14 protein-coding genes and 1 tRNA gene are annotated in these 20,702 nt (G+C 52.1%); 6 read left to right on the plus strand and 9 right to left on the minus strand.

What is annotated here, in order from left to right; genetic code table 11:
* Nucleotides 1-68 precede the first annotated feature (68 nt).
* Nucleotides 69-3,698 (plus strand): TonB-dependent receptor, encoded by a 3,630-nt coding sequence (locus VO84_RS06740; protein WP_058186725.1) that lies wholly within the window; start codon nt 69-71, stop codon nt 3,696-3,698.
* A 703-nt stretch (nt 3,699-4,401) separates the two neighbouring features.
* On the opposite strand, the gene VO84_RS06745 is transcribed toward VO84_RS06740, so the two are convergent.
* Both VO84_RS06745 and VO84_RS06750 read right to left on the minus strand, forming a co-directional pair.
* Nucleotides 4,402-4,698, minus strand: a complete 297-nt coding sequence (locus tag VO84_RS06745) for a DUF503 domain-containing protein (RefSeq protein ID WP_058186727.1) — start codon at nt 4,696-4,698, stop codon at nt 4,402-4,404.
* A 4-nt stretch (nt 4,699-4,702) separates the two neighbouring features.
* On the minus strand, nt 4,703-6,175 hold the full coding sequence (locus tag VO84_RS06750; protein WP_058186729.1) for a sodium:solute symporter family protein: 1,473 nt from the start codon (nt 6,173-6,175) through the stop codon (nt 4,703-4,705).
* A gap of 146 nt (nt 6,176-6,321) precedes the next feature.
* On the opposite strand from VO84_RS06750, the gene VO84_RS06755 reads away from it, so the two are divergent.
* A tRNA-Met gene (locus tag VO84_RS06755) sits at nt 6,322-6,398 on the plus strand.
* A gap of 336 nt (nt 6,399-6,734) precedes the next feature.
* Nucleotides 6,735-7,595, plus strand: coding sequence for a class I SAM-dependent methyltransferase (locus tag VO84_RS06760; protein ID WP_082661789.1), 861 nt, complete (start codon nt 6,735-6,737; stop codon nt 7,593-7,595).
* A 525-nt stretch (nt 7,596-8,120) separates the two neighbouring features.
* On the opposite strand, the gene VO84_RS06765 is transcribed toward VO84_RS06760, so the two are convergent.
* Complete coding sequence (locus VO84_RS06765; protein WP_058186733.1) at nt 8,121-8,981, minus strand: glycosyltransferase family 2 protein; 861 nt, start codon at nt 8,979-8,981, stop codon at nt 8,121-8,123.
* A 424-nt stretch (nt 8,982-9,405) separates the two neighbouring features.
* Nucleotides 9,406-10,002: a hypothetical protein gene (locus VO84_RS06770; RefSeq protein WP_197413931.1), complete on the minus strand. Its 597-nt coding sequence runs from the start codon at nt 10,000-10,002 to the stop codon at nt 9,406-9,408.
* Nucleotides 10,003-10,624: 622 nt separating this feature from the next.
* Here VO84_RS06770 and VO84_RS06775 point away from each other — a divergent pair.
* The gene (locus VO84_RS06775) at nt 10,625-11,188 is read left to right on the plus strand and encodes a class I SAM-dependent methyltransferase (RefSeq protein WP_269431416.1); all 564 of its coding nucleotides are present in this window, start codon (nt 10,625-10,627) and stop codon (nt 11,186-11,188) included.
* Between the two features lie 224 nt (nt 11,189-11,412).
* On the opposite strand, the gene VO84_RS06780 is transcribed toward VO84_RS06775, so the two are convergent.
* The 3 genes from VO84_RS06780 to VO84_RS06790 form a co-directional block, all read right to left on the minus strand.
* Nucleotides 11,413-12,258, minus strand: a complete 846-nt coding sequence (locus VO84_RS06780; protein ID WP_157439765.1) for an FkbM family methyltransferase — start codon at nt 12,256-12,258, stop codon at nt 11,413-11,415.
* 349 nt (nt 12,259-12,607) lie between these two features.
* A complete protein-coding gene (locus tag VO84_RS06785; protein ID WP_058186741.1) occupies nt 12,608-13,294 on the minus strand; it encodes a class I SAM-dependent methyltransferase in 687 nt (228 codons plus the stop codon).
* Between the two features lie 83 nt (nt 13,295-13,377).
* Nucleotides 13,378-14,931: an oligosaccharide flippase family protein gene (locus VO84_RS06790; protein WP_058186743.1), complete on the minus strand. Its 1,554-nt coding sequence runs from the start codon at nt 14,929-14,931 to the stop codon at nt 13,378-13,380.
* Between the two features lie 320 nt (nt 14,932-15,251).
* Here VO84_RS06790 and VO84_RS06795 point away from each other — a divergent pair, with 320 nt between their 5' ends.
* The gene (locus VO84_RS06795; protein ID WP_157439766.1) at nt 15,252-16,532 is read left to right on the plus strand and encodes a hypothetical protein; all 1,281 of its coding nucleotides are present in this window, start codon (nt 15,252-15,254) and stop codon (nt 16,530-16,532) included.
* Between the two features lie 13 nt (nt 16,533-16,545).
* Here VO84_RS06795 and VO84_RS06800 read toward each other — a convergent pair whose 3' ends face one another.
* Nucleotides 16,546-17,796, minus strand: a complete 1,251-nt coding sequence (locus VO84_RS06800) for a GumC family protein (protein ID WP_082661792.1) — start codon at nt 17,794-17,796, stop codon at nt 16,546-16,548.
* Nucleotides 17,797-18,278: 482 nt separating this feature from the next.
* Between VO84_RS06800 and VO84_RS06805 the strand changes: the two genes are divergently transcribed.
* A complete protein-coding gene (locus VO84_RS06805) occupies nt 18,279-19,181 on the plus strand; it encodes a glycosyltransferase (RefSeq protein WP_058186748.1) in 903 nt (300 codons plus the stop codon).
* Between the two features lie 40 nt (nt 19,182-19,221).
* Here VO84_RS06805 and VO84_RS06810 read toward each other — a convergent pair whose 3' ends face one another.
* The gene (locus VO84_RS06810) at nt 19,222-20,352 is read right to left on the minus strand and encodes a glycosyltransferase family 4 protein (protein WP_197413932.1); all 1,131 of its coding nucleotides are present in this window, start codon (nt 20,350-20,352) and stop codon (nt 19,222-19,224) included.
* Between the last annotated feature and the right edge of the window lie 350 nt (nt 20,353-20,702).

Raw genomic sequence — 20,702 nt, forward strand, 5'->3', positions numbered from 1 at the left:
ACGTGCAAGGGCCCAAATCTACAACCTACTAACGAAACACGGTCATTCTTTTGAGGAGGCAGTAATCCATGTCTGAAAAGAAATCCACCTTGATGCGATCCGGTGCGAGATTGTTCTTCTCGTTCGGTCTGCTGATAGCTCTCGTGCTCGCATGTCCATCCGCGCGCTCGCAGGCGACGCAAGGCTCCGTCATCGGCGTAGTAAAAGACGCAAAGGGAGCGGTCATTCCGGGCGCAGTCGTTACGCTCACCAACACCGACCTCGGCGCCGTCCGTACTACTAAATCCGCCGGCAACGGAGACTACTCCTTCACCGATGCCGTCTCCGGTCACTACACGCTGACCGCTGAGTTCCCCGGATTCGAGAAGTTCGAAATCACCAATCTCACCCTTGAAGTCCGCCAGCAGCTCCGCCTCGACGCCCAGCTCTCCGTCGGCGCAGTGCAGCAGCAGGTGCAGGTTTCCGGCGACGCCGTCTCCGCCATTCAGACGGACACACCCACCATCAGTGGTACCTTTACCGCCGATGACGCCAACGGTCTCCCCGTCAACACTCGCGCCAGCTCCAGCGGCACCTCGGCCGCGGCCATTCTCGGCAGCCTGCCCGGCGCGCAGGCTGACCCGTCCGGCGTATCGCTCCAAGGCGCGCTGCCCTTCGCTATGGACGTGACCGTTGACGGCGTGACGACAAAGAACGCCGGCGGCGGCACCTACATCAACGACGCCTTCCCCTCCACTGAGGGCATCAATGAAATCCGCGCCGACGGCGTCATGTCCAACGCGGAATTCGGCGATCCGGCGCAGGTCGTCGTCACCACCAAGGGCGGCACCAACAAATTTCACGGTTCGGCCTTCGTCTACTATCAGGACAACAACTGGAACGCCTCCCCTTACAGCTTCACTCCCTACACCAAGCCTTCCTACCACGGCACCACCTTCGGCGGCTCCTTCGGCGGCCCCGTCATCCTGCCCCACTATAACGGCCACGGCAAGAGCTTCTTCTTTGTGGATTACGAAGGCTGGCGTTTCCCCGCACAGAATGTTCTGTCGGAGGTCGTGCCCTCCACCGGCATGATTCAGGGCGACTTCTCCGGCTACTCGGACGCGAACGGCAAACCCATCACCCTCCGCGATCCCAACACCGGCGCCAACTGCGGAACCAACCTTGCCAATTGCGGTCTGAGCATCAATCCCATTGCCGCCGCCACTCTCAAGCAGTTCTACCCCGCTCCCAACATCGGTAACCCCGCCATCTATGTCGATAACGACGTGCCCAACTGGACGCACAACGTCGATGCCAGCGCGCACTCCGACCAGTTCGACGTCCGTGGCGACAAGTACTTCGGCTCCAACCAGAAGTTTCTTCTCTGGGGCCGATACAGCCAGAAGAACTTCCCCGTCAATTCGGCGGAACAGCTCCTGGTTCCGTCCTCGCAGAACGTCAACACCAACAAGGTGCTCCGCGTCGATACGAACTGGACCATCTCGCCCAACCTGATCAACGAAGGCGGCTACGCCTTCACCCGCGTCTGGACCGGTAAGACCAATCCGTTCAATGGAAATGCGTGGACCAACGGAGAGGGCTTCATAGGCCTGCAGAACCTCTACTTCAACGGCATCCCTGAGATGGACTTCAACAACATCCAGACCCTCGGAGTGGATCGCCTCACCAACCTCAGCAACTCGCTCACCGGCATCTACAGCGACACGCTGATCTGGACCAAGGGTCGCCATACCATGAAGTTCGGCGTCGATATCCAGACCCTCGAAGCCAAGAGCGCCCTCGGCTTCAACGGCGCAGACAACTACGGCACCTATTACTTCAACGGTGGCGGCAATAGCGTGGGCGTTTACACCGGTATCGACTTTGCCGACTTCCTCACCGGCATTCCCAACTCCACCTTCTACGACATCGTCTCCCAGGACAACGATGGCGTCTCACAGCATTACCACGCCTTTGCCCAGGACGACTGGCGCGTCAGCGAAAACCTCACCCTCTCTTACGGCATCCGGTATGAGCTGCACCCTGGCTATCACGACAAGGGCGGCGACATCGGCAACTTCGATCCTTCCCTCCCGCTCGCAGGCCGCTCCATTTATATGAAGGGCTTCCAGAGCCTGCTCGCGCAGCCCTTCCTCCAATCGGCCAATGCCTGCGATCCCGACGGCGTGAATAACACCAACAGCGCTGTGGTCAACGGCGCGCCCTGCATGCCTGTGCTGAATAACGAGGCTGCCGGTTACCCCATCGGCCTCAAGAAGTATCCTCATCTGCGCTTCATGCCCCGCTTCGGCGTAGCGTATCGCCCATTTGGCAATGACAAGACCGCCATCCGCGCGGGCTTCGGCATGTACAACATCAACTTGCTCGGCTCCAACTTCTACTCCCTCACAGGAACTCTCCAGGCGTACACCCAGCAGTACAACAACAACCCCACTGCCTCCTGCGGCGGCGCGCCCTGCAAGCCTACCTGGACCTGGCCTACGGTGTATGCCGGCTCGGGCGGCGCGGCAGGCGTTGGCTCCTACGGCACGGGCTATTTCGGCACCGCCAACTCTGCAAACTGGAAGGATCCCTACACTGAGCAGTGGTCGCTTAGCATCGACCGCGATCTCGGCCAGGGCTATGCTGTGCGCGCATCCTACATCGGTTCGGAGACCCATCAGCTCATCTGGGCTCCCGACGAAAACTCGCTTCCCTTCTCGACCACCCTCTCGGCCTACAATGCCGATTACTCGCAGCGCCTCTTCCCCAACTGGGGTCGCATTAACAACCGCATGACGGGCGCAAATGAAAGCTACCACTCGGCCCAGCTCGCGGCTACACATCGCCTCCAGCACGGCCTCGAGTACAACTCAACCTTCACATGGGCCAAGGCGCTGGCCGATAACCAGGGTCCGAGCAACAACGGCTTCGCAGGGGAAAGCGGCGGCAGCCGTGCCACCTCCGTCATTGACCGCGCGGCCGATTTCGGCGATGTCTTCGGCACCCGCCGCCTGCGCTGGAACACCACCGGCCTCTACGACCTGCCCATCGGTCGCGGCAAGCAAATCGGCGGTGGAATGTCCCGCATCGCCGATACCTTCATCGGCGGCTGGCGCCTCACCAACATCTTCACCTGGCAGAGCGGCAACTACAACATGCCCTACTTTCCGGATGGTCAGGGTGACCCCTCCGGCACCGGCTCCGGCCTCGACGACTCGCTCGAAGGCTGGGATCCCTCCCACCGTACCCAGTACGCCGATCAGGTATCGGGAGTCAGCTGGAAAACCGGCGCAAGGAAACGCAACCAATGGGTCAACCCCTCGGCATTCACTTGCCCGGGCGATCCCTCCTGGACCCCCGGCCACGGCTGCTATACCGGCGCCGGCTTCAACGCAGACGGGTCTCAGCGCCAGGCCTTTGGCCCCGGCTCAGAGCATCCACTGCCCATCGGCCGCTTCGGCAACGCCCGCAACGGCGTCGTTGAAGGTCCCGGACTCGTCAATCTCTCGAGCGGACTCAACAAGTCCTTCGCCATCACCGAAAGGTTCCGCCTCAAGATCGAAGGAACCTTCACCAACGTCCTTAACCATGCCAACCTCGGCGATCCGAACTTGAATCTCAGCTCCGGCAGCTTCGGCGTCATCAGCGGCACACTCGGCTCTGACTTCGGCGGCGCACGTACCACCCAGGTAGCGGCAAGGTTCGAGTTCTAAGACCGTAACGCATCACAACAATGCGGCGTGGACCTTCTGGTCCACGCCGCTGTTTTTTGCCGTCATAAGTCATTTCAACTACCCAACAAAGGCCGTCATCCTGACCATAGCCGTTTTTCAGGCGGAGGGAAGGACCCACTTTTGCTTTTTCTTTGGACACCCACAAAAGCCGGGTGCCCCAGGTCTCGATTTTGAGACCTGGGATAGCACTCCCCTCAACCAGCCACCCAAAGGTCGTCATCCTGACCATAGCCGTCTTTCAGGCGGAGGACCGGGGTTCCCGGCAAGCGATCTTTGTTTGCTGGGGTGGAAAGCGAAGGACCTGCTTTGGCTTTTGCTTTTTCTGTAACCTGTCATCTTCAACCTGTCACCTGCACTCATTACCAAAGTCCAATGCCCTTTCGTAACCCAAAACTCCTCCAAATACTTTGCATAAAATTACCCCCATATATGCTCTACTCATAATCAGAGAAGAAGAACGAAGGCCCGAATCTATAGATTCGGGCCTTAATTCTTCCAATCAGTTCCGCACAAAAAAAGGAAAGAATTTGCTTTTTTTCTTAATTTGCACTAAAGTAATCGAAATTGTTTAGCACTTAGTAAACACTGCATTTGCGGCTTATATAGCTAGAAACAATAAACTTACATAGAATTCTGCCCTGAGTCTCGCAAAACCAAACGCTGCCTAAGACAAAAGCGCAACTCAGCTCTCCAGATACTCCCAGAACGAGTCCATCAGCTCCGCCCCATGCTCGTTCAAAATCCGCCGCGCCGCCCGCTCAATCTCCTCGATCATTCCATGCAGGTAATCCCGCGAACGCGAGATGGCCGCAATGCCGATAGTCGCCGACTGCCAGGTGATGTCCTCATCCATCTCCGCAACGGACGCATTGAAGCCCTGCCGCAACTGATCCTTCAGCGAGCGCACCACCTGCCGCCGGTCCTTGAGCGACCGCGAATGTTCAATACGAATCTCGAGCGTGAGCTGGGCGACGGGCATAAAATCAATCCGCAAGCTGGGCCAGTTGTTTCTCCGTAGGCTTAGGCGTGAACAAGCTTACGACAATCATCAGCACCACAGCCACGATCAGCGCAGGAAAGATCGCATCCCGCTGCGCAATGACAGCAGGCAGATTGTCGTGCACGGCTCTCAAATCCCAGGTAAGCGTCACCAGCGTGCCCCCGGCAATTGCAGCCACCGCACCCCACGCCGTAACGCGCTTGGAATAAAACGCCGCCAGCACCACAGGCGTCAGCGCCGCGGAATAAATGGTGTACGCCCAAAGCATCTTCTGCAGAATGCTCTCCGCATACACGGCCTGGTAGAGCGCCCAGCAGCCCAACAGCACCACAGCCAGCCGCGAAATGATCAGCACGCGCTTGTCGGTAGCTCCCGGCGAGATGTAGCGCACAAAAACGTCGTTGATGAGATTTGTCGCCGGCGAAAACAGATAATTCGAAGCCGTCGAGATCACCTTGGCGAAGACCGCACCCAGCAGCAGCGCACCAAGCACCGCGGGCAACCCATGACGCGCAGTGTATGGAATGATCTCGCGCGGATGCAGAGCAACTTCTCCAGTGGGATAAAGCGCACGGCCAAAGACGGCGATCGCCACAATCAGTGTCTCCAGAACCAGCGTGCCCACAATCCATCCGGCAACGGAGATCTTAGCGTCGCGCTCGGATTTGGCCGAAAAGAACTTCTGGTACATCACCTGGTTGCCCAGCATGAGCAGAAGCGTAGGCACGAGAAATTCAAGGCCCTTGATCACGCCAAAGACCACCGGCTGCTCCACCCCGTGCGAGTCGATGCGGAAGTTCCCAAGCCAAGTGAAGTACGCAGGCGGCAGCGATGTGTGCAGCGCCGCCCAACCGCCGGCCTGCATCAGCAGATAGGGCGCGGCAATCACGCAGATAACCGTCACCAGCGAGCCGATCGCCACATCCATATAGGCCACAGAGGACATTCCGGCCAGCGCTGTGGAGATAATGACGAATGCAGCAATCAGATACGTACCCAACTGCGCGGAGATGGTCTCCGGAAAGATGAGGTGCAGCACGTCGCCGCCGCCCTTGAACTGGTAGCTGGTAATGCCCACGTAAGCAAACAGGATGGCGAAGGTTCCCAGCACGCGCGCCGTCTGGTTGTAACGCGCCTCCAGCAGGTCTGGCAGCGTGAACTGCGCGAACTTTCGCGCACGTGGAGCGATGAAATAAATAAGAAGCAGCCCAAGCCACCCCCCGGCAGGCTGCCACAACGCGGCAAAGCCATTCTTATAGGCGTTCTCTGCCCCGGCAAAGAGCGAACCTGCTCCGATCCACGATGTAAGCAGCGTGAGCACCAGCACGATTGCAGGCAGCGAGCGCCCGGCCACCAGGTAATCGGCCTTGGTTTTTACACGCGAAGTGCGATAAAGCGCAACGGCCATCAGCGAGACGGAAATAATCGCCAGAACCACAACGTACAGAACAGACATGCAGGAGCCCCCACAGGCAGAATTCGCAAGTATACGTATCTCGATGCAGTGTACCGAATCGAAAAGACCGCCTGTGAACCTGGGCGCAGCGGGCACGTAGATCGCCACGCATTGACCCAGGCTGTAAAGCCTTGTTAAACTAACTCTGCGGGGTGGAGCAGCCCGGTAGCTCGTTGGGCTCATAACCCAAAGGTCGTAGGTTCAAATCCTACCCCCGCAACCAAAATAAAATCAATAACTTACGATTATTTTTTAGATTAAATAAACTACTTTCAAATCCTTAGCAACCCACTCTGATTCGGAAAATACCGCTGACTTTACCTCCCAGTAAACCGCGTGGGTAAGCACAATCTACGCAACAGCGCTGCATTTTACCGTTTGCAGGGTTGGAAGGAGCACTCCTTATCCCAGACGGGAACATCGTTCCATGATCTACTAGTCATTTTCTCGACCTCACCCGCGCCGTTATCTGGCGTGTAGTCAAGCCGAAACTCAATAGAAGAAAGTAGACTATTGGGAGCTCCACACAATTAGTAGAGAAAGGCCCAACCGACGGTTCATGAGCAAAAATACCAGTAAACATCTGGATGGATTTTTGAGAAAAATCGTCCCCTCTGTTTCCCTCCTCACTCATAATTTTTTCTTCAAGTGTTTTGCAAATATGGCAGATTTGCCGACGAAGATAATTGTTCCGGAGTTTAGGAATCTTCCTCCGAATCATTTGCGGATACGGATTGGTGTGGGAAATCGCATTTTTTCCAACCAAATGAGGTACCTCAATACATACTCTTTCTGGATGTATTGCTTGTCAGAGGGGTATATCACCCTGAACTCGTCCATCATCGACATCGGATGTGGTTGTGGACGTTATGCGCATCCGCTCCGCGACTACGAATTCAAACAAAGCAGGTTTACCGGGCGCTACCTCGGCGTAGATATCGATCAAGAACAACTCAAGTGGTGCTCGGAGAACTTTGATGCGCAGCGTTTTCGCTTTGTCCACTCCACGCATGCCAGCAAATCGTATAACACAACCGGATCCAGCCAAAGCATGACACTTCCGAAAGAGGATCAAAGTGTTGACTTTGTATTCTCCAGCTCGCTTTTGACTCATCTCCTCGAGACGGAATTACGCAATTATCTTCAGGAGACGTTCCGTGTATTGAAGCCTGGCGGACATATGTTGATGACCTGTTTCTGTCTAGACTATCCTCCGGCCACAATGGGGTCGCGTCATACGTTCAGCCACGCCATAGGAAATTCCCGGGTAGAAACTCTCGAAGTTCCGGAGGCTGCAGTTGCCTATACGGAGGCTTTTTTTCTGGAGACAGCAAAGAACATCGGTTTCAAGTCGGCGAGGATCATCGGAGTGGTTCCAAATACTGACGAAATTCAGTCCATCTTCTTAGCAGAAAAGTAAGCGCCAGTGAAAACGATTTGAAGGCGAGCCAAAGACGAGCACTGCCATGTGTGCTTCGATCTCCCCCAATTGATTTTATCGTCGAGGGTCGAGGCACACGGGACTAATGATGCACTGCAAGACTTGCCACAGAAATAAGCCGCGGAAGCGATCACGGGGTCGATGAGCAGCCGCGAGGTTCGATCGACCGCATGAACACAACCACACAGCGAAGCGGTGGTTCACTGAAATGCTCCGCTCACAACCTCCGAAAATGACCAACACCGACGCTTGTAAAGGCAGAGCACCATACTGACAACCTTCCATTGGCTTATCTTTTTGACTCCGGCATGCCCGTCCATGCACGTTCATCATGGGCTGAATCGAGGCATGAACCGTGAGTTTCTGTTGGACATTTACCAATCATTTTCAAATTAAATATAAAGTGGCGACATCTAGTCGACATATGCATTGAGCTTGCGTTCTGGTCGGTCTGCAAATCAGAAGCTGCGCACGTTGTTTCTGAATTTCGGACTCGACTGTCTGTCAAGTATTGAGCTGTTTTGCCAGCTTGATACCTTCCTTCCAGTGGCGAACCCGGGAGCTATCACCGCGTCGCAACATGGCTGCGACGCGGTAATAGCTCAAATATGCAAAGCTTAGAACAGCCGAGTGGAGAGCTCCGCAGTGTTTATGGATGTAAAGCGCATGGTTGCGAACGGCATAGTAACGCTGAAATGGTGAGTTCAACCCTGTCAGACTGCTAACCTTGTGCCATAACTTAGCTCTTGGGGCTAGAAACATCCGGAGACCGGCTCGGAGGGCGCGGACCGCAAAATCAGCGTCCTCCCAGTACGTAAAAAACGTTTCATCTAGCAGTCCGACGCGGGCAAACACATCCCGGCGCGCAAGAATAGCAGAGCCAGGGGCAAACTCGATCCTTTGATCTCTGTCAAATTGTTCCCGGTGAAACTTGCTCATCCCCAGATGGACAGGACGGTATCCAAAGAGACGCTGTAACCGTCCCCCTGCTGCCCAGATGACATTAGGTGGATCGAAATAATACGTCAGCGGAGCTATGAGGTCCGCATTGTTACCAACGAGACTTTTTACCAACTCTGCGAAGAACTCTGGCGAGAACGAGACATCGTTGTTCAGTAACAAGATATATTCGCATCCATCGGCAATCGCTTGCCTTATTCCCTGGTTTGTAGCAGCAGCGAACCCCAGATTCTCTTCGTTTCTCGTTACCACCATGTTTGCGCCAAAGCTGGCGCAAACCACTCCTGATTGGTCCTTTGAGGCATTGTCAACTGCATACACGGTGAAGCCGTTATAGGTTTGCTTTTTGAGCGACTCCAGGAAGTCAGGGAGAACCCGTTCACTGTTGAACAGAACGGTGGCCACGCCTATTCTGCCAGGCTCATGCACCTGACTACGTTCACAACTTTGAAATGGATAGGAATCCGATGAGCGATTGTGCAAAGTATCCAATCTTATGCAGCGCAGTAGGGCTGAGTGAACTGGCGCAGGAGAACACAAAGTCGAATAGCGGCTCGTTGCAGCCTATTTCTTCCACTGGCCTAGATTCCTGCAGGGGCGGCGCGGGAATCAGCTTCAGTGTTCTTCAAGCCGGACTATCCGCCCCCTGATATGATCCTATTCCAGCTTCTAGATTGACGGGGGAATGAACCTGCCGTCAAGCATACCCTCTGCCTTCAAACCAGAACTGGCCGCTCATCGAAGTCTGCCGAAGGTTGACAATAATAACTAATTCATACTGAATGAGTTGCACTAATCGTATGCTGATTTTCAAGACAACAGCCTTACGTTAGGATTCCGCCTCCAGAAATTCATCCATCCAAGGCACCAGTGGAGCTAGGCCAGTACTCTCCATATGCGTAGATAGAGTGGGCATGGGAGACCACAGGCGGTATCTACGGGTGAACAGGATATTGCGCCATCCCCAAAGCCAGGTCTTAGCCCATATTTTTAGCCGCACCGTGTCTGCCGCGTGTACCTTGAGGCTCATCAGTTCTGTCTTCTGTGTGAGCGCTAACCATAGCGAGTAGTCCATATTGCCATGGGAGTAACTGCGCATCAGTGGCTCTGTCGCTCGAAGTACCTCGCGGCTGGTCATGAAGGTAAGGCATGTTGAACTAGCTTCGCGCCAGTGCCGCTTTCCTGACGCTATTACCCGGTGCCGTTCATACACGGAGCTGGTGTAGTAACTATCCGGATGATCGTAGGGGGTGATGAAATCCACATCGGATCGACTTCTAGCAAATTCCACCATCTCAGCAAGAGCGTCGGGGCGATAGAAGTAGTCGTCTTCTGCAAACATGACGAGGTCAGCCTCCTCTTGCTCTAGCAGAAGGTCAATCTGGCGTCCCCAGGTGTGCAGGTTCCCGATTCTGTGAGTCTCCATAATTTCCAACTCATCCGGCGAAAAGATGCTGCGAAAGAGATCAACATACTCGGATGGACATCCATCCAAGAGTGCCCACACTTTGAAGCGGAGCCCTCCAAGGGCGCGGCGAAATGACCGAAGGCATAGTCGCGAAAGCTCTAATTTGCTATCAGAATGAAACGCAGGAACCTTCGATATTCCCGGATAGATACGGTAAGCAATCGCAATATCTTTCATGATGTCGATTAATCCCCTGCTGCGTAGAAGACGTAGTGATGCATATGCGAATACTATAGAATCTTCCAATACAGACACAATTTTGACGTTCCCTCAAATAGCGGGACGCGATGAAATCGCAATTGGACTGCCGCATATTTTGTACCGGCGTGTGAGCCAGTGTAGCGCAGTGTGTTTGCGCGATATGCAATCCTTTCGCTAAAAGACATCGACGATGGTCTAAGGAAACTCCAAGTGGATTGAAAACAGGATCAGATGCTAAACTGGCTCTGAAATAGCCGACGGAGCCCCTCAATAATGCAATCGACGACGGATTACAACGAGTCCATTAAGTTTCCTTACGAGCTAAAGGAAAGCCGACTCAAAAAATGCGAACGCATCATAAGCAAATTATCTCCTGGAGATTGGTTGCTCAGTGGGGGACTGGGCTGCGCACTGGATCGAGAAGGGCTGGCGAGGTAGTGGCGTAGACATTGATGATGAACACATCGCAATTTCGCGTGGACGCGGCATCGAGGCGAAGCGCTGTGACCTGAATAAAGACCGTTTGCCCTTCGCAAATGAGAGTTTTGATTTGATTTTTGCTGGGGAGGTAATTGAACACCTTATCGACACCGATGCATTTCTCGACGAACTTTACCGCTGTCTCAGAACTAATGGTCGGGTTATCATAACGAACCCAAACCTTGTGTCATTCGAAAATCGTTTGCGCGTCATGTTGGGTATCTATCCAGTGTGGGTTAACTATAATCTTTCAGGACCTGGTCATGTCAGGGCATATAGCGCTAGTGTTCTAAAGAAGCAACTGCGAGAGCATGGCTTCAAGATTTTACTTCACAGGGGGAATTGGGTGCCATTTGTGCCGCAAAAATTTTTGAACGATATTCAATTTCCGCCATTACCCACCATGCGAGACTGGTTCCCAAATCTTTCGATGGATATCATCATGGCTACACAGCGGTTATAAGAGACACTCCATAAGGTGGCGGTTATTGCATGAACCTTTGCGTCTGCCAAAACGGCGCGGCTTCTTCTTCATTCTCCCCCGCGCTGCGGATTTGGTTCTGGTTCTATTGTCCCGCACACCAAGGTTTCCCCATCAACGCTTGGACTGCGGTATCGTCGGATCAACGCTTTTGACGCCGCTTATCCAATTCACAATGGGGACGGCCTCCTATCGCAGCCTAGACGTCATGATTGATAGGCACTGATAAAAACATCCTGAAATCCGCCGCTCTCAGCCGCCCTGTCAATCTTTGCTTCAAGATGGTATTCGAACCCTGCCTCTTCCAGCACTGCAAGGAAGCCTGAGAGACAGGACGGCTCATTTCCAATTTTGTGATGATACTCGATGTACATTCTTGATATCCGGCCAATTTTACCGCTGGCAATCAGCTCACGAATCACGGCAAACTCGCTGCCTTCCACGTCCAGTTTGAGCAAGTCGACGGGACCGTCTATATAGTCTGAGAGCCTTCCTGCCTTCACACTAATCTCTCGAGCTTCTGAGCCGAAACGGGAAGAAGTAGCGCTCATCATCAAGCTGCCCGGGGTCTCCAACGGAATATAGAATTTTTCTATTCCTTCATGGTCCGAGAGCAACAAATTCGTGACAATGATATTGTCAAGGTGATTCCTCTCGATATTCAACCGAAGCACCTCAAATGTTGCAGGATCAGCCTCGAACGAGTGAATACGCGCCTTCGGGTACAGCCTCTTTAGAAAAAGCGTGGCTAACCCTATATTTGCACCGCAATCGAAAATAATCGGCGCGTCATGAGTTGCTTGAAAGTAATATTCGCCTCTGACAAACACTTCAGATGCCACAATTTTGAACGAAGCGGCATCAAGATATTTGACCTCATACCCAGCCAGACGTATGTCGTGCTTACTTCGGCCGAACCCAATTGCTCTCACAATGCTCACGATCTCCATCGGACTGTAATGCAGGTGTGATATCTCGGTTCCGCTGACCAGCAGTCTTGCTACCTTCTGAATGCTTTTCGCCAGAAAAGACGCAGGAGCTTTATCGGACACGTGAATTAACACCTTTCATTGAGTCTTGTTCGACCGCTTATTTTCATGTCCATCGTACTATAAAATAAGCAGTTGATGCTTCCACGACCGACGACTGCGCAAGACTAAATCATAAACTCGCAATATGAATTTAACCGCCACCTTATAGAAGGTGTTTGTCGCTTTTTGCCGAAAACTGAGAGGGGGGAAGAATTCTATTGTTTTATCGATAAACTTAAAACCTCGCTATTTCGGTACCTTTTCAATCCAGGGCAACCGAATCTCTGGTGGTCGCTAGCAGGCTGCCTCAATTCGTTATACAGAAAATAATGCTCTCCCCTTTGCGCAGCACAAGCGCATAGGACGCGATCTATGAATGGATTGGAGGTATAGCTGAGGAGTTGGCGATTTTCGCCAAATAGAGAAACTGCAACGCGAAAAGACCCGGAGCCAACTCGCTCGTGAAACGATCGATCCGGATCCCCAACTTACCAATCAATGGCCGAAGCGGTTTGATCAGTGGAAATTGGCCATCACACCTGCGCATCACAATTTCGTATCCAGATTCGCGGAGCAATTCGGCCGATGAGTAGAGATCGAAGAATCGAAAGTGCGTACGGTCTAGTATGCCCCAATCGGTGTACCGCCATCTGCCCAACATAAACTGAATGCGCTGCCACCAAAAGACCACATTTGGCAACGCCACTACAATTACCCCATTTGGTTTCAAGATGCTCCTGACTTGCATCAGAAATTCATCCGGACGATACAGGTGTTCGAGCACATGGCTCATCACGACGCAGTCGAATCGTCCAAGCACAGTCAGGTCGAAGTTATTGAGATCGGCACAGTAGACCGCAGAAAGACGTTTCTCGGCCAGGGTAGCTTCTTCACTGGAATACGTAATGCCGACCACCTCCCGCTCGCGCTCATTCCGCAAGACTTCACCAAAGCCGCCTGTACCACAGCCTACGTCGAGAATGCGATTCGCCGAAATAGGGACGTAGGAAAGAAGCGCATCATTGACGCCGCTGTAGATGGTGAGAGGTTGACCCATTTAAATTCTATCCTCCGGTCCGACTGTTTTCGCTCTATAAGCTCGACACTGGGTCAAAGCACGGTTTGCTGTGGGATGCCACATCACTTAAGCACCTTACTTCGAGCGAGGGAGCATAGCTTTCTTCTCTCGCTCGAAGTCATTCCCATCCTCCAGAGGATAAGGATGGTTGCAACTCCTGCTATGCTGACGAGCGTAGCTCTCAGCCACGGCTGCGGAAAGTCGCTCAAATTGTTCCATGCCAAAGCACATAGAATGGCTGGTATCCCACAGGCAAGCGGACCAAGCAATGAACGGTAGAGGTAGTGCATCGGTCTGAGGTCTACGCTCTTGCTTCGAGGAATGGTGTAAACAAGGTGGCCTCCGAGACTGATGAAAGAACCTATCAAGGTTCCCCATGCCACGCCGGCTGCTCCCAGCCAGTGCACAAGCAGCACACTCGCGCTGAGATTCACAACTCCTTCGATGAGGGGAACCAGAATTATCTTGCGCTGTTCGCCGGTCCCAATCATTGCAATGATGTAGGGACTTACGCAGATCCGGATTATATTCGCGGCAACTAGAATCTGAAGCAGTGACGCGGCATGGAGCGCATATGCCGGACCGACCCAGATGCGCAGAAGGGGTCTGGCCGCAATCATCATGAAAATACCTACCGCAAGAAGCGCGAGCATTAAAACCCGTGTCGATGTGGCTACCATCTCGCCGAGGCCTGTCCGGTCATTGCGCGCATGAAGAACCGCTGCAGGAGAGCCCAGGGCCCCATATAATGCACCAAAAAGCCCGTTAAAAAACGTTACGAGAGTAGCTGCAACAGCGTAGTATGCGACCTCGTTAAAGCGATATATACCAACAATGGTGAGGTCCAGGCCAGTGACGAACAACATGCCAATAGACCACACACTCAGACTCGTACAATAGTCGAGAATCTCCCGCACGCTGGGCCACGATAGTTGCGATAGTGAGATTGTTACCGCCGGCAGCAGTCTGCGAGTCATTACGAACAGGGTCACCATAGCTGCCACATTAACTGCAGCCGTGACAGCCCCCATCGAAACCAGATTTCCCCCGAGCCGCACGGCAAACACGACGAGAGCGGCACTCAACAGGCGCGATATTCCAATTACCGCGGCTGGAACTTCATTGCGTTGCAGTCCTACAAATGTACTGGAAAATGCCGAGCCGGGCAGGCCAAATGCCAATGATCCGCCTACGAGCAAGAGCGTTACACGCGTCTGGAGGATGAGTTGCTCATTGAGCTGATGGAACAGATTGGGAAGCAGCGCGATTACTATACAGATAGTAAGAGCCGCCAGGATTGCCAGCGCGGAAAGCATAACAAATGCCGAACTGACAATACGGTTCCGCTGAATCAGATCACCGCGTTCTGTCGAATGCGCAACAAATCGGCCGATTGCGGTCTGGATTCCGAAGTCGAAATATCCAACGTATGCGCCTAGTTGCAGAACCAAGGACCAGGCACCGAATGCTTCGCTCGACATGGACCGTGTGAGGAATGGAGGGAGAAACACTGCTACGATCGAAGCTGCACTGCCACGTGCGATATTGGCGATCGCATTCTTCACCACAATGAGTCGCTCGTGAGTCCTCGTTCTTGTGGAAGAGCCAACCGTCATTTGTCTCTAAATTCTCATCTCAATTTTAGCAAACAGAGTTTGTGGTGATCGCGCACTGCAGCTATTCATTTTGCGCCGACGGTTCTCCATGTTAGAAGTGCTCTTCAGAATTCACCTTCGAATAGAAATGAACACGAAGGCTTCAAGCAGAAGGATAGACCTCCATTACATAATGGTAAATTTGAACTACAAGCAGATTCAAGAAGATGCCGACGGAAGCCCGCATAAACACTTCACATTGATAGCGTGAGCGTTTCCAAGAAGGTTAATATAGCCTAGATGACAGCTGGGTAGAGATCCCCAACGGAAGGACAAGATCATTGGCGATCACTGTGTTTTTGATATCGACCATGTTTTTGCTTCTGGTCGCTGCCATTCGCAGAATTCCCCTGCTGTCACCCTATGGCATCTTCCTTGCTTTTCAGCTTCTCTACAATTTAGCTCCCTGGCTAACCGCAGTCTTGGGCATCGGCACTCCTATGTTCACTCTCCTTGGCGATATGCACCTAGCGAATGTCCAGCTCTACTTATCGGCAAGCGCAAATATCTGTTTCGGCGTGCCCTTCCTTCTGTTCTATAAAAGAGTTCGCCTCCAGTGGCCGCCAAACAACGACCACCGCGAAAAAGCAATTCTTTTCTGGATCATCTTCCCTTTATTCCTGGTAACGCTGGCGCTTGTACATTTTTACGGTTGGAACAAGATCACGTTTTTGACCATGGGGTCGGATGAGACGGTTGCTGGAGGAATGTTTACAATCACGTCCTATATGAAGTATGCGTTTGTATCCAGCTATCTTTATTATCTATACCGATTTGGTTTCGATAAATTTGCCGGTTTGTTGATTGTTGAACATATCATCGTCATGCTGGTCGATGGTGCACGAACCACGTTCCTTCCCATTGCCCTGCTTACAGTATTTATAGCCGGAGATACTGCTCAGAATCAAAAACGTAATATGCGTCTGTATGCTATCGCCTCAATTAGCATATTACTTTCGCTCATCACGCGCGCCCTCATTCTCGGTGGAAGCTCTACGTTTGTAGAGAAAGTGTTTGCTCCCGTAATGATAGAAGGAACCATGGGAGATTATTCCGCGCTTCAGTCTCTGGACTCGATCATGAACGGAGGTAAGTCATACCTGCACTTCACCTACGGCCTTTCCTACCTGATCGATCCAATTTCATGGTTTCTCCCTACTGGCGATCTACGCAATAATTTTTCTTTCTTTCAACACTGGGTGGATGGCATCACACCCTATCTGCAGGAAGCCTATTCTCCAATGGGCGGCTTTTACTATGCAGCAGAAGCAACCGCCGCGTTTTCATATGCCGGACCAGCAATAGTTACCCTATGTTTTGGGCTCTGGCTTGTGTGGATGGAACGAAACAAAAATCGCTTCCGAATGCTTTATATAGCGTCCTTGCCAACATTAGGATTGCTTTTTGTAAAAGCGATCTTTGGCAATCTGGTGAAGATCTTCATCATCCAATTCATGATGATTCTCTCCGTTATGCTGATATCCCGGTTCGCTCAATTATTTACCACCAAACCTCGATCCAGCACTGAAATCAGCCTCGCCTCACCAAACTATATGGACTAATTGAATCTCCTCATCAGCCTCGTCCTTTCAGCGAGGATCGTATCGATGCCAGGACGGAATGTATGAAAGGCTCTCTCTTGAGAACCATAATCAAAGCCTCGCCTGACGTCCACAGCACACCAATTATGAAAGACAGCGCGCCGATGGCAAGCCCAATCAAAAGCCGATGTGGCCCGGACTTGCGCTCGGAGGGAACTGCATTATCGACCACTTGAATTAAAGGCGCCGTCCTTGCCTCATCGATTTTTGCGGCCTCAAACTGTTTGACCAGCAACTCATAAACATCTTCCTGGAGTTTTAATTCGCGAAGCTTGCGCGTGTATTCCAGCGCGGATTGCGGTAGCTTTGACGTGGGAATTTCAATGTCACCCGGCGTGGAAGGCCTGTCACTGTTTTCCAACAAGCCAAGCTGCTTTTGCAAACCCGCAATCTGCGATTGCAGCCGTTGATATTCTGGATTGTCAGGGGTTGCATAGGACCCCAGAACGTTCAGTTGAGCCGACTCCCCAATAATCTGTGCTCGAACCGCCGCGATGTTGCGCGCAACCAAATCAACCTGGCCATTGGGCTGAATTATACCAACCCTCTTCTGCGTCTCCTGAAAATCAGTTTCAGCTTTTGCAACAAGTTCTTTTTCCTGCGCTAGCTGTTGTTCAAAGAAAGCCCGTCGCTGAGATGAGTCGGTAAGCGCCAGTGTGGTATTTAATCGGTGAAGCTCGTCGACGTAAGCATTTGCCAGTTGACTGGAAAACACGGGATCATGTGCCGTTACCGTAATGCTGATTAGGTTGTTCTTTGCAATATCAATTTCAGTGTGCTTGATAAGCTCCTTAATCGCGTCTTGCTCATACTTCTTGTGATATATAGCTTTCAAGTTGAACTGATCTACCAGGTGGCTTGTCATCGTTCTGCTGCGCAGCAAACCAACCCAAATTTCGTTTGGATTCTTCAAATTGAGTGCAGCGCCCACTCCAGAGCTTCCACCTCCCAGCGCAGCAAGCGATCCAAGCTGCCCCGAAAGTAGCGAACTTATGGATTGTTCTTGCTTAGGAGGCATAATGACCGCCGTTGCCTCATAGTTGTTCTTAAAGAAAAAAGATACGAGGAATGCAATAAGCGCGAGGGTGAGACTCACCGCCGCAATGACACGCAACCTCCCGATTAGTGGAAGTAGAATATCAAGAGCTTGGATCTGAAAATTCCTTCTGGGATCTTGGTTTACGGTCGGAGAAGAATTTTCCTTATTTACGTCTGCATCTGGCATATTCGATGTACCTTAACTGGCGACTGAAAGAGGTTAGAGCGATGCTCTTAACGAAGCATAATACACTGCACTCGGCAGAATTTAGGTCCGTTGAACCATGACGACAGCATAGCCAAAATCTTTATCCAATACAATGCTGGCAAGCACATAGATACTCCCTTGCTCCAGTTCCTTGCGATCCTCAGAAGTGGCTGAGAATCGTGGGCAGGACACAGTAACTAAAAGAAGAGTATGGTCGCAGCCAACATCAAGTTGCTTTGCAGACTCTCCGGGAGTACCTTAGAGGCCGGCTCCCAGGAATCGGCATTCTCAGCTTCCACATAAATCGGATGCTTTCCGGCTACGGCAACGTATCCGCTCGCATGCCCGCCCATGATGCGAATTATGAGATTATTAGCCGAGCAGCCCGGAGTGGAAGGACACGCAGCACGCCAGTGAAGACGGGTTTCCAGTACAGGGTGGCATAGTAAACTAATAGTCGTATGTTTCGCGTGATCGTGCCTACCTTGAATGCCGCGGGAGACTGGCCGCGATTCTCACAGTCGCTACTGGAAAATGTCGAAGCTAATCAAGTGTTAGTACTGGATTCTGAGTCTACTGACGGGACACAGAATTTGGTGCTCAATGCGGGTATGGAGTTGCGCACGATCAAACGTGCGGAGTTCAATCATGGAGCAACCCGGCAATACGGAGCCGAAGTTGCAAGCGATGCGGAGGTTCTGGTTTATCTCACGCAGGACGCTGTGCTCGCATCGCCTGACGCGATCCGTAGATTGCTAGCCGTTTTTCAAGATTCCGAAGTGGGAGCCGTTTATGGCAGGCAGTTGCCGCGGCCCGGCGCCGGGGCGATTGAGGCTCATGCGCGTGAGTTTAATTATCCCCGAATATCGAATATGCGTACGCTGGAAAGTAGGAGACATTTAGGATTAAAAGCTGCTTTTCTATCCAATTCTATGGCTGCGTACAGACGGTCGGTGTTAATAAGCACTGGAGGATTTCCGTCCAGCGTAATCTTCGGGGAAGATATGTGCGTTGCAGCACGGATGTTATTGTCCGGGAAAAAGATTGCTTATGTTGCAGATGCGTGCGCATACCACAGTCACAACTACACTTCGACGCAAGAGTTTAAGCGGTATTTCGATATTGGTGTTCTACATAGTCGTGAGGCATGGCTTCTGAAAGAGTTTGGCTCGGTGCAGGGCGAAGGGAAACGATTTGTGTTTTCCGAGCTGCATTATTTACTAAAAAAGAACCCTGCGCAGATACCGGCAGCGCTGTTGCGTGCTGGGAGTAAGCTGCTTGGTTACCGTCTGGGACAGATGGAAGCGAAGCTCCCGCAGAGTGCAAAACGGGCCATGAGCATGCATTCGAAATACTGGACTTAGCACTGGATATACTGGAATATAAGATAAAACTATCTCAAAATTACGAGTGCGAGATTGCCGACTTTTCCTGAATGCCAATACCCCAAATTTTTGCAAGTGCTACTTGAAGCGCATATCGCATCCGCTGTGGAGAATAGCTTTGAGCAACTGAAATGCCTCTATCTATTCGCTCTTGAGAATAGTAAGGCAGGGCGTCGAATGCTGCGCACCAGGATTCTGCGCTCCTAAGTCGCACAAACAGCGGAATGTCGCCATACAGTTCATGAGAGAGTTGCGTGTCGGAAACAATGACAGGGCGACCACAAGCCATAGCCTCGAGCGGCGGCAGTCCGAAGCCCTCAATGAGCGAGGGGAAGACTAAGGCCTCACACTTTTGGTACAAGGTCCGCAGTTCGTCAAGCGGAACACCCGACAAGAATTGAACATGATCGGTAATTCTAAGCTTCATGGCAAGTTGCCGTAATAGCTCAGAGTATTGACCTTCGCCTGCAACAATCTTCAGTTGATATTTCGAAATCCAACAGCGATGCATTTCAAGCAGCTCAGTTATATTTTTATGCTTCCAGGAGCTGCCAACGGTGAGGAGGAAAGGCTTACATGTGGATGCCGTGCGCCGAGCAGGAAAAAAGTAAGTAGTATCTACCACATTGGGGACGACGTGGATACGTTCCGGATTGATACCATAAACTTTGGAGAGCAGGCCTTTGCTGGTCTCGGAGACCGTCAGAATTCCATTGCATTTTTTTAGTGCTTTAGGCAAGAATGTTCGCCAATAAAATGCTTGCACAGGGTTATCAGGATAGTAATATGGGCGGACATCATGCACTGTGACGATTTGTTGTTTGTGCAGAGGCAGCACATGGTGCGTGGATGCTAGGATGCGCTCGGCGCGCATTGTGCGTAGGTCGATGAGACTGTAGAGCCCCCAAAGGATCGGGCGGAGCGGCGATACGCGGGTGGAACTGGCCAGCCATGAAGGAACTTCTTCCTGTTTGATATTGACTCTTAATGTAACCCCGCTTGGCACGACAACGGATACTCCGGGATAATCTTCGATACATCGAGTCAGAGCTTCAGTGAAGGCTCTTAGCCCCCCTACATCGCCGATGCGAGCCGCATTGATGAGCAACCGGGACCTATTCGAGCGGGTATATTTCATGTTCACTGTCACGATCTATGTGCATGGCTTCAGCGCCGCATAGCCAAGGTTAAGATAAGAAGTATCACAGCACATCCCATAAACGCCATCGAGATACCGGGTATGGAGATGGCGAAAAACCTTGATAGTATAAGTAGATTTCTTGGAGTGTGTCTCATTGGAGCCAGCCTCTTGCGGCGAGCAGAGCTACCTACGTAAGGAATGCTGTCGCATGACGCTTTCTTTGGCATGAAGCTATGTTCGCTACCGACCACTCCTGCAGAAACCATTCCCCCTGACAATGTGCGCCGTTCCTGCGCAATGGGTGCTGGATTTCATTTGAGACACAAACCTCATTGACGGAGAATACCGGCAGCCCATGC

This window comes from Occallatibacter gabretensis, assembly GCF_001449115.1.
In the GTDB taxonomy this organism is placed as follows: domain Bacteria; phylum Acidobacteriota; class Terriglobia; order Terriglobales; family Acidobacteriaceae; genus Telmatobacter; species Telmatobacter gabretensis.

Excerpts from the sequence above, each read along its gene's own strand:
- VO84_RS06785 (WP_058186741.1), bottom strand. The coding sequence starts at position 13,294 with ATGGGTCAACCTCTCACCATCTACAGCGGCGTCAATGATGCGCTTCTT.
- VO84_RS06740 (WP_058186725.1), top strand. The coding sequence starts at position 69 with ATGTCTGAAAAGAAATCCACCTTGATGCGATCCGGTGCGAGATTGTTC.
- VO84_RS06790 (WP_058186743.1), bottom strand. The coding sequence starts at position 14,931 with ATGACGGTTGGCTCTTCCACAAGAACGAGGACTCACGAGCGACTCATT.
- VO84_RS06760 (WP_082661789.1), top strand. The coding sequence starts at position 6,735 with ATGAGCAAAAATACCAGTAAACATCTGGATGGATTTTTGAGAAAAATC.
- VO84_RS06750 (WP_058186729.1), bottom strand. The coding sequence starts at position 6,175 with ATGTCTGTTCTGTACGTTGTGGTTCTGGCGATTATTTCCGTCTCGCTG.
- VO84_RS06745 (WP_058186727.1), bottom strand. The coding sequence starts at position 4,698 with ATGCCCGTCGCCCAGCTCACGCTCGAGATTCGTATTGAACATTCGCGG.
- VO84_RS06805 (WP_058186748.1), top strand. The coding sequence starts at position 18,279 with ATGTTTCGCGTGATCGTGCCTACCTTGAATGCCGCGGGAGACTGGCCG.
- VO84_RS06800 (WP_082661792.1), bottom strand. The coding sequence starts at position 17,796 with ATGCCAGATGCAGACGTAAATAAGGAAAATTCTTCTCCGACCGTAAAC.
- VO84_RS06770 (WP_197413931.1), bottom strand. The coding sequence starts at position 10,002 with ATGGAGACTCACAGAATCGGGAACCTGCACACCTGGGGACGCCAGATT.